Origin of the sequence: Candidatus Pantoea soli (genome assembly GCF_007833795.1) — a bacterium.
Lineage (GTDB): Bacteria > Pseudomonadota > Gammaproteobacteria > Enterobacterales > Enterobacteriaceae > Pantoea > Pantoea soli.
In genome coordinates this window covers 3,577,000-3,590,705 of sequence record NZ_CP032702.1, presented here as the reverse complement: position 1 = coordinate 3,590,705, position 13,706 = coordinate 3,577,000, and the positions used below count along the sequence as shown (strand labels likewise).

The 13,706-nt window shown below is 54.3% G+C and carries 8 protein-coding genes, 4 tRNA genes, 3 rRNA genes and 1 riboswitch; of the genes, 12 read left to right on the top strand and 3 right to left on the bottom strand.

Annotated elements, in window-relative coordinates:
* A complete protein-coding gene (locus D8B20_RS16650; protein ID WP_145890039.1) occupies nucleotides 1–357 on the top strand; it encodes a YijD family membrane protein in 357 nt (118 codons plus the stop codon).
* A 35-nt stretch (nucleotides 358–392) separates the two neighbouring features.
* Here the strand turns inward: D8B20_RS16650 and trmA are convergent, their stop codons facing one another.
* Nucleotides 393–1,496 carry a tRNA (uridine(54)-C5)-methyltransferase TrmA gene (trmA, locus tag D8B20_RS16645; protein ID WP_145890037.1) on the bottom strand — a complete coding sequence of 368 codons (1,104 nt, stop codon included), beginning with the start codon at nucleotides 1,494–1,496 and terminating at the stop codon, nucleotides 393–395.
* A gap of 112 nt (nucleotides 1,497–1,608) precedes the next feature.
* Nucleotides 1,609–1,790, top strand: a riboswitch (cobalamin riboswitch).
* Nucleotides 1,791–1,858: 68 nt separating this feature from the next.
* Here trmA and btuB point away from each other — a divergent pair.
* From btuB to D8B20_RS16600, 9 genes are all read left to right on the top strand, one after another.
* A complete protein-coding gene (gene btuB, locus D8B20_RS16640; RefSeq protein WP_145890036.1) occupies nucleotides 1,859–3,739 on the top strand; it encodes a TonB-dependent vitamin B12 receptor BtuB in 1,881 nt (626 codons plus the stop codon).
* The gene (gene murI / locus D8B20_RS16635; RefSeq protein ID WP_145890034.1) at nucleotides 3,684–4,535 is read left to right on the top strand and encodes a glutamate racemase; all 852 of its coding nucleotides are present in this window, start codon (nucleotides 3,684–3,686) and stop codon (nucleotides 4,533–4,535) included. The genes btuB and murI overlap by 56 nt, the downstream gene beginning before the upstream one ends.
* Nucleotides 4,536–4,931: 396 nt before the next feature.
* Nucleotides 4,932–6,473, top strand: a 16S ribosomal RNA gene (locus D8B20_RS16630).
* 73 nt (nucleotides 6,474–6,546) lie between these two features.
* A tRNA-Ile gene (locus D8B20_RS16625) sits at nucleotides 6,547–6,623 on the top strand.
* Between the two features lie 39 nt (nucleotides 6,624–6,662).
* Nucleotides 6,663–6,738, top strand: a tRNA-Ala gene (locus tag D8B20_RS16620).
* A 190-nt stretch (nucleotides 6,739–6,928) separates the two neighbouring features.
* Nucleotides 6,929–9,833: ribosomal RNA gene (locus D8B20_RS16615) — 23S ribosomal RNA — on the top strand.
* A gap of 98 nt (nucleotides 9,834–9,931) precedes the next feature.
* A 5S ribosomal RNA gene (rrf, locus tag D8B20_RS16610) occupies nucleotides 9,932–10,047 on the top strand.
* The 16S, 23S and 5S rRNA genes sit together here with 4 tRNA genes alongside, the layout of an rRNA operon.
* 99 nt (nucleotides 10,048–10,146) lie before the next feature.
* Nucleotides 10,147–10,223: transfer RNA gene (locus tag D8B20_RS16605), tRNA-Asp, on the top strand.
* Between the two features lie 8 nt (nucleotides 10,224–10,231).
* Nucleotides 10,232–10,307 (top strand) — tRNA-Trp (locus D8B20_RS16600).
* Nucleotides 10,308–10,410: 103 nt separating this feature from the next.
* On the opposite strand, the gene hdfR is transcribed toward D8B20_RS16600, so the two are convergent.
* Nucleotides 10,411–11,232 (bottom strand): HTH-type transcriptional regulator HdfR, encoded by an 822-nt coding sequence (hdfR, locus tag D8B20_RS16595; RefSeq protein ID WP_145890033.1) that lies wholly within the window; start codon nucleotides 11,230–11,232, stop codon nucleotides 10,411–10,413.
* 121 nt (nucleotides 11,233–11,353) lie between these two features.
* Between hdfR and D8B20_RS16590 the strand changes: the two genes are divergently transcribed.
* A complete protein-coding gene (locus tag D8B20_RS16590) occupies nucleotides 11,354–11,692 on the top strand; it encodes a MaoP family protein (RefSeq protein ID WP_145890031.1) in 339 nt (112 codons plus the stop codon).
* Between the two features lie 29 nt (nucleotides 11,693–11,721).
* Here D8B20_RS16590 and D8B20_RS16585 read toward each other — a convergent pair whose 3' ends face one another.
* Nucleotides 11,722–13,242, bottom strand: coding sequence for a YifB family Mg chelatase-like AAA ATPase (locus tag D8B20_RS16585; protein WP_145890029.1), 1,521 nt, complete (start codon nucleotides 13,240–13,242; stop codon nucleotides 11,722–11,724).
* A gap of 328 nt (nucleotides 13,243–13,570) precedes the next feature.
* Between D8B20_RS16585 and ilvL the strand changes: the two genes are divergently transcribed.
* Nucleotides 13,571–13,669: an ilv operon leader peptide gene (gene ilvL / locus D8B20_RS16580; RefSeq protein WP_071813600.1), complete on the top strand. Its 99-nt coding sequence runs from the start codon at nucleotides 13,571–13,573 to the stop codon at nucleotides 13,667–13,669.
* Nucleotides 13,670–13,706: the final 37 nt, after the last annotated feature.

Below are 13,706 nucleotides of genomic sequence, written 5' to 3'. Positions count from 1 at the left end.
ATGATTGAGCAAAACCCTCGCGATAAAGGAACGCTGTTACTGGCTTTTATCACCGGTTTAGCGATCAACGGCTCCTTTTCGGTGCTGTTCAGCACATTTGTTCCCTTTTCGATCTTTCCGCTGATTGCCCTTGGCCTGGCAGCCTGGAGCCTGCATCAGCGTTATCTGAACCGCAACATGCCCGATGGTATGCCTTCACTGGCCGCGGCGTTTTTCCTGCTGGGTATTCTGGTGTATAGCGCGCTGGTACGCGCGGAATATCCGGATATCGGGTCTAATTTTATCCCGACCATTCTGATGGTGGCGCTGGTGTTCTGGATTGCTACCCGCTTCCGCCGCGCCAAAAACAGAAACTGAATGCAAAACGGGAACCGCGAGGTTCCCGTTTGTTTTTACGCTTTACGCGTAAGCAGCACGCCACACTCCATATGGTGGGTGTACGGGAACTGATCGAACAGCGCCAGTCGTGTCACTTCATGGGTTGCGCTGAGCGTGCGCAGGTTGTCGCACAGCGTCTCCGGATTACAGGAGATATAAAGGATACGCGGATAAGCCTGTACCATTTTTACCGTCTCTGCATCCAGCCCGCTGCGCGGTGGATCGACAAAAATGGTTTCGCACTGATAGCTGTTAAGATCGATACCCTCTAAACGGTTAAAACTGCGCACGCCGTTCATCGCCTGGGTAAACTCCTCGGCCGCCATGCGGATAATCTGTACGTTATCAATGTGGTTTGCGGCGATGTTATATTGCGCCGAGGCCACCGACGGTTTAGCGATTTCTGTTGCCAGCACGCGGCGGAAATTACGCGCCAGCGCCAGCGAAAAGTTACCGTTACCGCAGTAAAGTTCCAGCAGGTCGCCGCGCGCCTGACGGGTTACATCCAGCGCCCACTCCAGCATCTGAATATTCATTGCCGCATTTGGCTGAGTAAAACTGTTTTCCACCTGACGGTAGATCATCTCTTTGCCCGCCACCGGCAGGCGCTCATCCACATAATCCCGATCAAGGCAGATTTTGGTTTTCGTGGCGCGGCCTATCAGCTGTACGTCAAACCCCTGCGCCTGCAGGTCATCGCGCAGCGCGCTGGCAGCGGCGGTCCATTCGTCTTCCAGCCTGCGGTGGTAAAGCAGGGAAATAACGATCTGATTACTCAGCGTAGAGAGGTAGTCGATCTGGAACAGTTTAAAACGCAGCGTATGATTATCGCGGAGTGCATCGATCAGTTTCGGCATCAGGGTGTTGATTAATTCGCTGGCTGCCGGAAAGCGATCGACACGAATTCGCTGTTTCGTCTGCTGATCAAAGATGATGTGGTAGAGATCGTCACCGTCGTGCCAGATCCGGAATTCGGCGCGCATGCGGTAATGACTGACAGGGGAGCGAAACACCTCCACGTCTGGCGCAGCAAAGGGCGCCATCATCGCCTGTAAGCGGGTGGCTTTCTCCGCCAGTTGCGCGTCGTACTGTTCAATCGGAAGCTGTTCGGGTGTCATCTTTCATCCTGGTAATAAGCCTGCTTGCCGGGCGATTGTAGGCATTCACCTGCTGATGTCCAGCCCTGCACCACACAAGCCAGCTGGAAGTGTGGATTCCCCGCCGGCTTAAACGTAGACTGCGGCAGCCGGCCTCCTTGAGTTAAAAGGGAATCCAGTGCGAATCTGGAGCTGACGCGCAGCGGTAAAGAATGTCGTGGTGAGGGGAGTTACAAACACTGTCCTGCGGGATGGGAAGTTTTTCACCATTTATGATTCTCAGCCCGAAGACCTGCCGGTGTGTCGTCGCAAACGCTGAGATTATCGCGTGCTATCAATCTCAGGCCTGCGGCATCCTGCTTCATCTTTTGGATGCTATAACAATGAAAAACACACATGCTCCGCTGTTTGCACTCAGTGCAACGGCGCTGTCACTCTGGGCGCAATATGGCCACGCCCTGCAGAATGATGATACGCAAATCGTGACTGCAAACCGCTTTCAGCAGCCGGTGTCTTCGGTGCTGGCTTCAACCTCCGTGGTGACGCGCGATGATATCGATCGCTGGCAGGCAAAAAGCCTGACCGATGTGATGCGGCGTTTGCCGGGCGTCGACGTTGCGCAGAACGGTGGCTTAGGCCAGCAAAGCTCTCTGTTCATTCGCGGAACCAACTCCAGCCACGTGCTGATTCTGATTGATGGCATCCGGCTTAACCAGGCGGGAGTGTCCGGATCGTCGGATCTGAGCCAGATTCCCCTGTCGCTGGTACAGCGCATCGAATACGTACGCGGGGCACGCTCCGCTGTTTATGGCTCGGACGCCATTGGTGGCGTGGTCAACATTATTACCGGACGCGATAAACCAGGCGCCACGCTGAGCGCCGGAGTGGGTTCGAAAGGCTATCAGAATTATGAAGGCTCAGTGCAGCAGCAGCTGGGAGCCGCGACAAAGCTGACGGTGGCAGGCAACTACACCTATACACGCGGCTATGATGTGGTGGCGGATTTGCCGGATATTTATGGCGATCCGGCACAAAAAGATCGCGATGGCTTTATGAATAAGACGCTCTACGGCGCGCTGGAACATCAGTTCACTGATGAGATCAGTGGCTTTGTGCGCGGCTACGGGTTCGATAACCGTACGGCTTACGATGGCACGTACAGCTATGACACGAACTTCAATATCAACGGCCTGAATGATACCCGACAGCTCTACAGCCAGACGTGGGACAGTGGATTACGCTACAGCAACGATCTCTATTCAACGCAGCTGATTGCCAGTTACAGCCGCAGCAAGGACTACAACTACGATCCGCGCACCGGCCGCTATGGTCCTTCATCCACGCTGGATGACAGCAAACAGTACAACCTGCAATGGGGAAATACTTTGCGGGTGGCGCAGGGTACCGTCAGCGCCGGTGTGGACTGGCAAAAACAAACTACCGCACCTGGTACGGCTTACGTTGCCGAAAGTACCGAACTGCGCAATACCGGTCTTTACGCCACCGCTCAGCAGCAGCTTGGCAGCGTGACGCTGGAAGGCGCGGTAAGGGGCGATGATAACAGCCAGTTTGGCTGGCACGGCACCTGGCAGGGTGGGGCATCCTGGGAGTTCGTCGAGGGGTACAGCATCTTCGCTAACTACGCTACTGCTTATAAAGCGCCGCGGCTTGGCCAGCTGTACGGTTCGTATGGTAACAGCGATCTGAAGCCGGAAGAGAGTAAGCAGTGGGAAGGCGGCTTCTCCGGGTTGACCGGACCCGTTAACTGGCGTGTTTCAGGGTATCGCAACGATATCGATAACCTGATTGATAGCGATCCAGCGACCTATATCTATTACAACATCAGTCAGGCGCGTATCAGGGGCGTTGAAGCCACGGCTTCAGTTGACACCGGCCCGCTCAGTCATCAGCTCTCCTGGGATTATGTTGACGCGCGTAATGCTGAAACTGACCAGCCTCTGCTGCGCCGTGCAAAGCAGCAGGTTAAGTATCAGCTCGACTGGACGCTGTATGATTTTGACTGGTCGGTGACGTATCACTATCTCGGCGAGCGCTGTGATGCGGACTACAACCACGCTTATACTGCCCAGCGCGTCAAACTGGGCGGTGTCAGCTTGTGGGATCTGGCAGTTTCGTATCCGGTCACATCACAGTTCACCGTTCGTGGTAGAATTGCCAACCTGTTCGATAAAGATTACGAGACAGCGTATGGCTATCCAACTCCAGGAAGGGAGTACTACCTCAGCGCCAGCTACAGCTTCTGATCTGCGTCCCACCGTGCTGGTGTTTGATTCCGGTGTCGGTGGGCTCTCCGTTTACGACGAGGTCCGGCAACTGCTGCCGGACCTGCACTATCTTTATGCCTTCGATAATGAAGGTTTTCCTTACGGCGAAAAAAGCGAAGCGTATATCGTTGAGCGCGTCGTAGCCATCGTCAACGCCATTACGCAGCGCCTGCCGCTGGCGCTGGTGATCATCGCATGCAATTCCGCAAGTACGGTTTCTTTGCCTGCGCTGCGCCAGCGCTTTGAATTCCCGGTGGTCGGCGTGGTACCCGCCATCAAACCAGCAGCACGTCTGACCCGGAATGGTGTCGTGGGCCTGCTGGCAACCCGCGGCACGGTAAAGCGTCCTTATACACACCAGCTGGTGGCGCAGTTTGCGCGTGAATGCAATATCGAAATGCTGGGGTCGGCGGAACTGGTGCAGCTGGCGGAAGCCAAACTGCATGGCGATGCGGTATCGCTGGAAGAGGTCCGTCGCACAGTCATGCCCTGGCTGCGCATGAAAGAGCCGCCGGATACGGTTGTCCTTGGCTGTACGCACTTTCCTCTGTTACGCGATGAACTGCAGCAAGTACTGCCCGAGGGAACGCGGCTGGTGGATTCTGGTGCGGCGATTGCGCGTCGTACGGTGTGGCTGTTAGAGCATGAGGCACCGCATGCGGTTTCTTCCGGTCAGAACGTCGCGTTCTGTACGGCAATGAATGAAGAAGCGGTGCAATTATCACCGGTTCTGCAGCGTTATGGCTTCCCGCTGCTCGAAAAACTGACGATTTAGGCCGGTTTCGTAGAAAAAAACAGCACTCAGAAATTAATTTGCAATTAGCGCTTGTCAGCCAAAAAGAATTCCCTATACTGCGCCTCCACTGACACGGCACAACGGCTTACGAAGCGCTTTGTCAGCAGGTCAGCCTTGAAGGCAACCTTCAGAAAAGCAAAAATAAATGCTTGACTGAGAAAGCGGAAAGCGTAATATACGCATCCCGCGCCGCTTGAGAAATCGCGGCACTGCTCTTTAACAATTTATCAGACAATCTGTGTGGGCACTCACGGGATTGATATCACAAGCCTCCGGGCTTGAAAAAATATCAAGACTCTGCTGAGTGAACACGTAATTCATTACGAAGTTTAATTCACAGAGCATCGCTGCACTCGTTGCAGCAAATCAAACTTTAAATTGAAGAGTTTGATCATGGCTCAGATTGAACGCTGGCGGCAGGCCTAACACATGCAAGTCGGACGGTAGCACAGAGGAGCTTGCTCTTCGGGTGACGAGTGGCGGACGGGTGAGTAATGTCTGGGAAACTGCCCGATGGAGGGGGATAACTACTGGAAACGGTAGCTAATACCGCATAACGTCGCAAGACCAAAGTGGGGGACCTTCGGGCCTCACACCATCGGATGTGCCCAGATGGGATTAGCTAGTAGGTGGGGTAACGGCTCACCTAGGCGACGATCCCTAGCTGGTCTGAGAGGATGACCAGCCACACTGGAACTGAGACACGGTCCAGACTCCTACGGGAGGCAGCAGTGGGGAATATTGCACAATGGGCGCAAGCCTGATGCAGCCATGCCGCGTGTATGAAGAAGGCCTTCGGGTTGTAAAGTACTTTCAGCGGGGAGGAAGGCGGTAAGGTTAATAACCTTGCCGATTGACGTTACCCGCAGAAGAAGCACCGGCTAACTCCGTGCCAGCAGCCGCGGTAATACGGAGGGTGCAAGCGTTAATCGGAATTACTGGGCGTAAAGCGCACGCAGGCGGTCTGTTAAGTCAGATGTGAAATCCCCGGGCTTAACCTGGGAACTGCATTTGAAACTGGCAGGCTTGAGTCTCGTAGAGGGGGGTAGAATTCCAGGTGTAGCGGTGAAATGCGTAGAGATCTGGAGGAATACCGGTGGCGAAGGCGGCCCCCTGGACGAAGACTGACGCTCAGGTGCGAAAGCGTGGGGAGCAAACAGGATTAGATACCCTGGTAGTCCACGCCGTAAACGATGTCGACTTGGAGGTTGTGCCCTTGAGGCGTGGCTTCCGGAGCTAACGCGTTAAGTCGACCGCCTGGGGAGTACGGCCGCAAGGTTAAAACTCAAATGAATTGACGGGGGCCCGCACAAGCGGTGGAGCATGTGGTTTAATTCGATGCAACGCGAAGAACCTTACCTGGCCTTGACATCCAGAGAACTTAGCAGAGATGCTTTGGTGCCTTCGGGAACTCTGAGACAGGTGCTGCATGGCTGTCGTCAGCTCGTGTTGTGAAATGTTGGGTTAAGTCCCGCAACGAGCGCAACCCTTATCCTTTGTTGCCAGCGGCTCGGCCGGGAACTCAAAGGAGACTGCCGGTGATAAACCGGAGGAAGGTGGGGATGACGTCAAGTCATCATGGCCCTTACGGCCAGGGCTACACACGTGCTACAATGGCGCATACAAAGAGAAGCGACCTCGCGAGAGCAAGCGGACCTCATAAAGTGCGTCGTAGTCCGGATTGGAGTCTGCAACTCGACTCCATGAAGTCGGAATCGCTAGTAATCGTAGATCAGAATGCTACGGTGAATACGTTCCCGGGCCTTGTACACACCGCCCGTCACACCATGGGAGTGGGTTGCAAAAGAAGTAGGTAGCTTAACCTTCGGGAGGGCGCTTACCACTTTGTGATTCATGACTGGGGTGAAGTCGTAACAAGGTAACCGTAGGGGAACCTGCGGTTGGATCACCTCCTTACCTGAAGATACCTTCCCGCGCAGTGCTCACACAGATTGTCTGATAGAAAAGTAACGAGCAGAAAAACCTCTACAGGCTTGTAGCTCAGGTGGTTAGAGCGCACCCCTGATAAGGGTGAGGTCGGTGGTTCAAGTCCACTCAGGCCTACCAGCACTTCCTGGTAGTAGACGGTTTCTGCAGTGACTGCATGGGGCTATAGCTCAGCTGGGAGAGCGCCTGCCTTGCACGCAGGAGGTCAGCGGTTCGATCCCGCTTAGCTCCACCATACAGTCCTGAAAAACACTTCAGAGTGTGCTGCATAAGCATACTGCGAAGTATTTGCTCTTTAACAATCCGGAACAAGCTGAAAATTTGAAACGAACGCGCCGCGTATTTCCCCGTAACAGGAAATAAGGCGGAGCGTCCGGGTCCGAGATTTTCGCGATTCACATGCGCAAAACGCCTGTGGGTTGTGAGGTTAAGCGACCAAGCGTACACGGTGGATGCCCTGGCAGTCAGAGGCGATGAAGGACGTGCTAATCTGCGAAAAGCGACGGTAAGGTGATATGAACCGCTACAGCCGTCGATGTCCGAATGGGGAAACCCAATGCATTTATGCATTATCGTTAACTGAATACATAGGTTAACGAGGCGAACCGGGGGAACTGAAACATCTAAGTACCCCGAGGAAAAGAAATCAACCGAGATTCCCCCAGTAGCGGCGAGCGAACGGGGAGGAGCCCAGAGCCTGAATCAGCTTGTGCGTCAGTGGAAGCGTCTGGAAAGGCGCGCGATACCGGGTGACAGCCCCGTACACGAAGACGCACAGGCTGTGAGCTCGATGAGTAGGGCGGGACACGTGGTATCCTGTCTGAATATGGGGGGACCATCCTCCAAGGCTAAATACTCCTGACTGACCGATAGTGAACCAGTACCGTGAGGGAAAGGCGAAAAGAACCCCGGCGAGGGGAGTGAAACAGAACCTGAAACCGTGTACGTACAAGCAGTGGGAGCCTCTTTATGGGGTGACTGCGTACCTTTTGTATAATGGGTCAGCGACTTATATTCTGTAGCAAGGTTAACCGCATAGGGGAGCCGAAGGGAAACCGAGTCTTAACCGGGCGCTAAGTTGCAGGGTATAGACCCGAAACCCGGTGATCTAGCCATGGGCAGGTTGAAGGTTGGGTAACACTAACTGGAGGACCGAACCGACTAATGTTGAAAAATTAGCGGATGACCTGTGGCTGGGGGTGAAAGGCCAATCAAACCGGGAGATAGCTGGTTCTCCCCGAAAGCTATTTAGGTAGCGCCTCGTGAACTCATCTCCGGGGGTAGAGCACTGTTTCGGCTAGGGGGCCATCCCGGCTTACCAACCCGATGCAAACTGCGAATACCGGAGAATGTTATCACGGGAGACACACGGCGGGTGCTAACGTCCGTCGTGAAGAGGGAAACAACCCAGACCGCCAGCTAAGGTCCCAAAGTCATGGTTAAGTGGGAAACGATGTGGGAAGGCACAGACAGCCAGGATGTTGGCTTAGAAGCAGCCATCATTTAAAGAAAGCGTAATAGCTCACTGGTCGAGTCGGCCTGCGCGGAAGATGTAACGGGGCTAAACCATGCACCGAAGCTGCGGCAGCGACGCGAATGCGTTGTTGGGTAGGGGAGCGTTCTGTAAGCCGCAGAAGGTGGCCTGTGAGGGCTGCTGGAGGTATCAGAAGTGCGAATGCTGACATAAGTAACGATAAAGCGGGTGAAAAGCCCGCTCGCCGGAAGACCAAGGGTTCCTGTCCAACGTTAATCGGGGCAGGGTGAGTCGACCCCTAAGGCGAGGCCGAAAGGCGTAGTCGATGGGAAACAGGTTAATATTCCTGTACTTGGTGTTACTGCGAAGGGGGGACGGAGAAGGCTAGGTTATCCGGGCGACGGTTGTCCCGGTTTAAGCGTGCAGGTGTGAAGACCAGGCAAATCCGGTCTTCTTTAACACTGAGGCGTGACGACGAGGCTCTACGGAGCTGAAGTAACTGATGCCCTGCTTCCAGGAAAAGCCTCTAAGCTCCAGGTAACACGAAATCGTACCCCAAACCGACACAGGTGGTCAGGTAGAGAATACCAAGGCGCTTGAGAGAACTCGGGTGAAGGAACTAGGCAAAATGGTGCCGTAACTTCGGGAGAAGGCACGCTGGCGCGTAGGTGAGGGGACTTGCTCCCGGAGCCGAGGCCAGTCGAAGATACCAGCTGGCTGCAACTGTTTATTAAAAACACAGCACTGTGCAAACACGAAAGTGGACGTATACGGTGTGACGCCTGCCCGGTGCCGGAAGGTTAATTGATGGGGTTATCCGTAAGGAGAAGCTCTTGATCGAAGCCCCGGTAAACGGCGGCCGTAACTATAACGGTCCTAAGGTAGCGAAATTCCTTGTCGGGTAAGTTCCGACCTGCACGAATGGCGTAATGATGGCCAGGCTGTCTCCACCCGAGACTCAGTGAAATTGAAATCGCTGTGAAGATGCAGTGTACCCGCGGCAAGACGGAAAGACCCCGTGAACCTTTACTATAGCTTGACACTGAACATTGAGCCTTGATGTGTAGGATAGGTGGGAGGCTTTGAAGCGCGGACGCCAGTCCGCGTGGAGCCATCCTTGAAATACCACCCTTTAATGTTTGATGTTCTAACGTAGGCCCGTTATCCGGGCTGCGGACAGTGTCTGGTGGGTAGTTTGACTGGGGCGGTCTCCTCCCAAAGCGTAACGGAGGAGCACGAAGGTTGGCTAATCCTGGTCGGACATCAGGAGGTTAGTGCAATGGCATAAGCCAGCTTGACTGCGAGAGTGACGGCTCGAGCAGGTGCGAAAGCAGGTCATAGTGATCCGGTGGTTCTGAATGGAAGGGCCATCGCTCAACGGATAAAAGGTACTCCGGGGATAACAGGCTGATACCGCCCAAGAGTTCATATCGACGGCGGTGTTTGGCACCTCGATGTCGGCTCATCACATCCTGGGGCTGAAGTAGGTCCCAAGGGTACGGCTGTTCGCCGTTTAAAGTGGTACGCGAGCTGGGTTTAGAACGTCGTGAGACAGTTCGGTCCCTATCTGCCGTGGGCGCTGGAGAATTGAGGGGGGTTGCTCCTAGTACGAGAGGACCGGAGTGAACGCACCGCTGGTGTTCGGGTTGTCATGCCAATGGCACTGCCCGGTAGCTAAGTGCGGAAGAGATAAGTGCTGAAAGCATCTAAGCACGAAACTTGCCCCGAGATGAGTTCTCCCTGACCCCTCGAGGGTCCTGAAGGGACGTTGAAGACGACGACGTTGATAGGCCGGATGTGTAAGCGCAGCGATGCGTTGAGCTTACCGGTACTAATGACCCGTGAGGCTTAACCTTACAACGCCAGAGGCGTTTTGCGGTACCCGGAAAAATTTTCAGCCTTGTTCACGGACTGGTCTGCGCGGCTTTGGGCGGCGCGGACGAAACAGAATCTGCCTGGCGGCACTAGCGCGGTGGTCCCACCTGACCCCATGCCGAACTCAGAAGTGAAACGCCGTAGCGCCGATGGTAGTGTGGGGCCTCCCCATGCGAGAGTAGGGAACTGCCAGGCATCTATTTAAGGCCCTCAGCGGGCCGTGACCTTCCCGGTGACGCGGAAAGGGCGAAACACCTGAAAGCAGACGCGGTCTGCGGTCAGTACAGAATCGGTGGAGCGGTAGTTCAGTTGGTTAGAATACCTGCCTGTCACGCAGGGGGTCGCGGGTTCGAGCCCCGTCCGTTCCGCCACCCTCATTAGGGGCGTAGTTCAATTGGTAGAGCACCGGTCTCCAAAACCGGGTGTTGGGGGTTCGAGTCCCTCCGCCCCTGCCAGAAAATAATCCTTTGCTTCGGCAAAGGATTTTTTTTGTCTGCAATCCGGCGATAAAAAGCCTGAGTTGTTTACCTTCCCTCAGACTTTCCCGCTTTTATCCCCTCAGTGTGTCAGTACCGGATATTTAAGCAGCTGACGAATATGTGCCTGCTGATCGCTATTCTGCAGCCATACGGCATATAACGGCCTGACGGCTACAGGCGTATCCGGAATAACCATTAAATCGTTGTAAATGCCGTGCCAGAAATCGGGTAAAAAGGCGCAGGCGCCGGTGGTGTGCAGTAATTCCCGGGTGACGTGCGCGGAGGTTGTGGTTAATACCGGCACATCATCACTGGAAAGATAACTTTCATGCTGATGAAAATCAGCGCCCCATTCCAGTTTGATGTAATCATACTTTTCCCTTTTTTCCGTTTTACGCGCCCGGCATAAGGCGAGGGAAATATGTCCAATCTGCTGGCTGGTCAATTCATCCATTTTGGGCGCTTCGGTGGTAATCAACAGATCCAGCTGTCGTTCGTGCAACTGTTTAACCAGCAGATGGCGCTGCGCAATACGCGCTTCCAGATGCAGACTCTCACGGTTTTCATAGAGCGTTTGCAGCCAGGGTGTCAGATACGCCTCCCATAGCGATGCACTGGCCCCGATAGACAGCTCATGATGCTGCTGGGTATGCGAGACCTCTTTCTTCGCCATTAGCCAGGTGCTCATCAGGCTCTCCGCATAGGGCAGCAGGCGTTCTCCTGCTGACGTCAGACGGATGTTATTGCGATGCCGCGTAAAAAGATTAACACCCAGCTGGTTTTCAAGCTGTCGGATGCGAAAACTAACGGCAGACTGCGTAAGGTAAAGTGCCTCAGCAGCGCGCCCGAAATGTCGCGTTCTGCTCACTTCAAGGAAAGTTTTCAGTAATTCCGTATCCACAGCATTCTCCCAAAAAATGTTTGTCGTACTGATTTAAATGTTTTGTTTTACACTCTGTCAAGCCTATCTAATACTCCGCGCCATAAATAGCACGGCCATATGAGAATCAGGAGCGTGTAAAATGGCGGAAAGCTTCGCAACAACTAATCGTTTCTTCGATAACAAACATTATCCACGTGGATTTTCGCGTCATGGTGACTTCACCATTAAAGAAGCGCAGCTTCTGGAACGCCACGGTTATGCTTTCAATGAACTGGACCTTGCCAAACGCGAACCCGCGACTGAAGAGGAACGTTCGTTTTTAGAAGTATGTCGTGGTCAGCGCGAGCCGCAAACGGAAGCTGAACGTGTGTGGTCGAAATATACCGCGCGTATCAAGCGCCCTAAGCGTTTCCACACGTTATCCGGCGGTAAACCGCAGATGGATACCGTTGAGGATTTCAGCGATAGCGACGATTAAACTAACGGGGCTGGCAACAGCCCCGTTTTTCATTCCAGACTTTTGTGCAGATAGATCATCAGACGATCAATGCTGCGATAACCCACCGCTTCCTGCAGATGCTGTCGGGTAATCTGCACATCGCCTGCCAGATCGGCTATTGTCCTTGCCACCTTCAGAATACGCTGCCACGCACGTACCGATAATCCCAGCGAGTTAAGTATCGCTTCCAGCCATTCCGCATCCTGTTGTTGTAAAGCACAATCCCGGGCTATTTCCGGATTCGACAAATGCGCATTAACTTTTCCGGCGCGCTGCAGCTGCACGTTTCTGGCTGCCTGAACGCGTACACGTACCTCTGCGCTGCTTTCGCTGCGCTGCGGCTTCTGGCTGAGCGTGCCGCCGGGCAGCAGTGGAATCTCAAGCGATAAATCAAAACGATCAAGAAAAGGGCCAGAGAGACGGCTGAGATAGCGCAGCACCTGTTGCGGCGTGCAGCGGTTATGATTTCCCTGATAATGCCCGGTCGGGCTCGGGTTCATTGCGCCGATAAGCTGAAAACGCGCCGGGTAGGTTACTTTCGCACGGGTGCGTGAAATCGCGATTTCCCCGGACTCGATGGGTTCGCGCAGTGCATCCAGCACCTTTCTGTCAAATTCCGGTAACTCATCAAGGAACAGCACGCCATTGTGTGCCAGCGAGATCTCACCCGGACGCGGCAGTGAACCGCCGCCTACCAGTGCATTCAGCGTTGCACTATGATGCGGTGCGCGGAAAGGGCGTTTACGCCATTGCTGATGCAGGTCGCCACAGCTGACCAGACTGGCGATTGCGGCACACTCCAGCGCCTCCTGATCATTCAGAGGCGGCATGATGCCCGGCAGGCGCGTTGCCAGCATGGTTTTACCGGTGCCGGGCGGCCCCAGCAGCAGCAGGTTATGTCCGCCGGCAGCGGTAATTTCCAGCGCCCGGCGTCCCTGCTGCTGCCCAATGATGTCGCTGAGATCCTGTTTCTCTTCTTCTGACGCTACAGGCTGGTAACGCGCGACGTTTAGCGGCGACTGGCCATGCAGAAATGCGCAGATTTCGACCAGGTGTTGACCTGTCAGCGTCTCCCCCTGTTGTATCAGGCCAACATCCTGTTGATTCTGTTCTGCTAAAACCATTTGCCGCCCGGCCTGAAGCGCCGCCATCGCCGCCGGAATAGCCGCCTGAACGCCACAGAGTGCGCCGTTGAGCGCCAGCTCACCCAGGAACTCATATCGGGTCAGTCTGGCGTCCGGAAGCTGCTCTGATGCGGCGAGAATAGCAATAGCAATAGGAAGGTCATAGCGCCCGCCCTCTTTCGGCAAATCGGCCGGTGCCAGGTTAATCGTGACGCGTTTCGCCGGGAAGGCGAATCCGCTATTAATGATGGCGCTGCGCACCCGTTCCCGAGCCTCCTTTACGGTGGTTTCCGGCAGGCCAACCAGCGTCAGGGCAGGTAAGCCATTGCTGATATGCACTTCCACGGTGACGAGCGGAGCCTGCACGCCCAGCGCTGCTCGCGTTAAGACTTTTGATAAAGACATAGCCACTCCTTGTTACCGCCATCCTCTCGCGGCGATATCGATATGGCTATATGTGTGTTTCGCTCAATCGAGCTGGATTCACGATATTCTGTGCATATTGCCCTTTTTTCATTGCTTTTACGGGCAGGATCGCAAAAAGCGACTGGAGGTTACGTGCCGGTCGTAATGAAATTTTATCAGCCAGATGAATAACCTTTTACTTACAAGGTGATAACGCTGGAATAGCGTCAGCGTCATAAAAATGAGTGATGAAAAACATTGTAAATGTGCGGCTAACTATGGTAAGTCTGTAGGCATTACTTCGAACAAACGAAAAAACAGACAGCCCATGAAAGCCCTTCTACAAGTGATTAGCCTAGTCGTGATTAGCGTGGTGGTGATTATTAACCCACCGTGCGGGGCTACGCTTGGAGAAAGAAAGGCTTAAAAATCAAGCCTGGAATTCGAAAAACCCCCGCACCGTA

Coding starts and splice junctions, on each gene's coding strand:
- D8B20_RS16650 (WP_145890039.1), top strand. CDS start 1: ATGATTGAGCAAAACCCTCGCGATAAAGGAACGCTGTTACTGGCTTTT.
- trmA (WP_145890037.1), bottom strand. CDS start 1,496: ATGACACCCGAACAGCTTCCGATTGAACAGTACGACGCGCAACTGGCG.
- btuB (WP_145890036.1), top strand. CDS start 1,859: ATGAAAAACACACATGCTCCGCTGTTTGCACTCAGTGCAACGGCGCTG.
- murI (WP_145890034.1), top strand. CDS start 3,684: ATGGCTATCCAACTCCAGGAAGGGAGTACTACCTCAGCGCCAGCTACA.
- D8B20_RS16590 (WP_145890031.1), top strand. CDS start 11,354: ATGGCGGAAAGCTTCGCAACAACTAATCGTTTCTTCGATAACAAACAT.
- D8B20_RS16585 (WP_145890029.1), bottom strand. CDS start 13,242: ATGTCTTTATCAAAAGTCTTAACGCGAGCAGCGCTGGGCGTGCAGGCT.
- ilvL (WP_071813600.1), top strand. CDS start 13,571: ATGAAAGCCCTTCTACAAGTGATTAGCCTAGTCGTGATTAGCGTGGTG.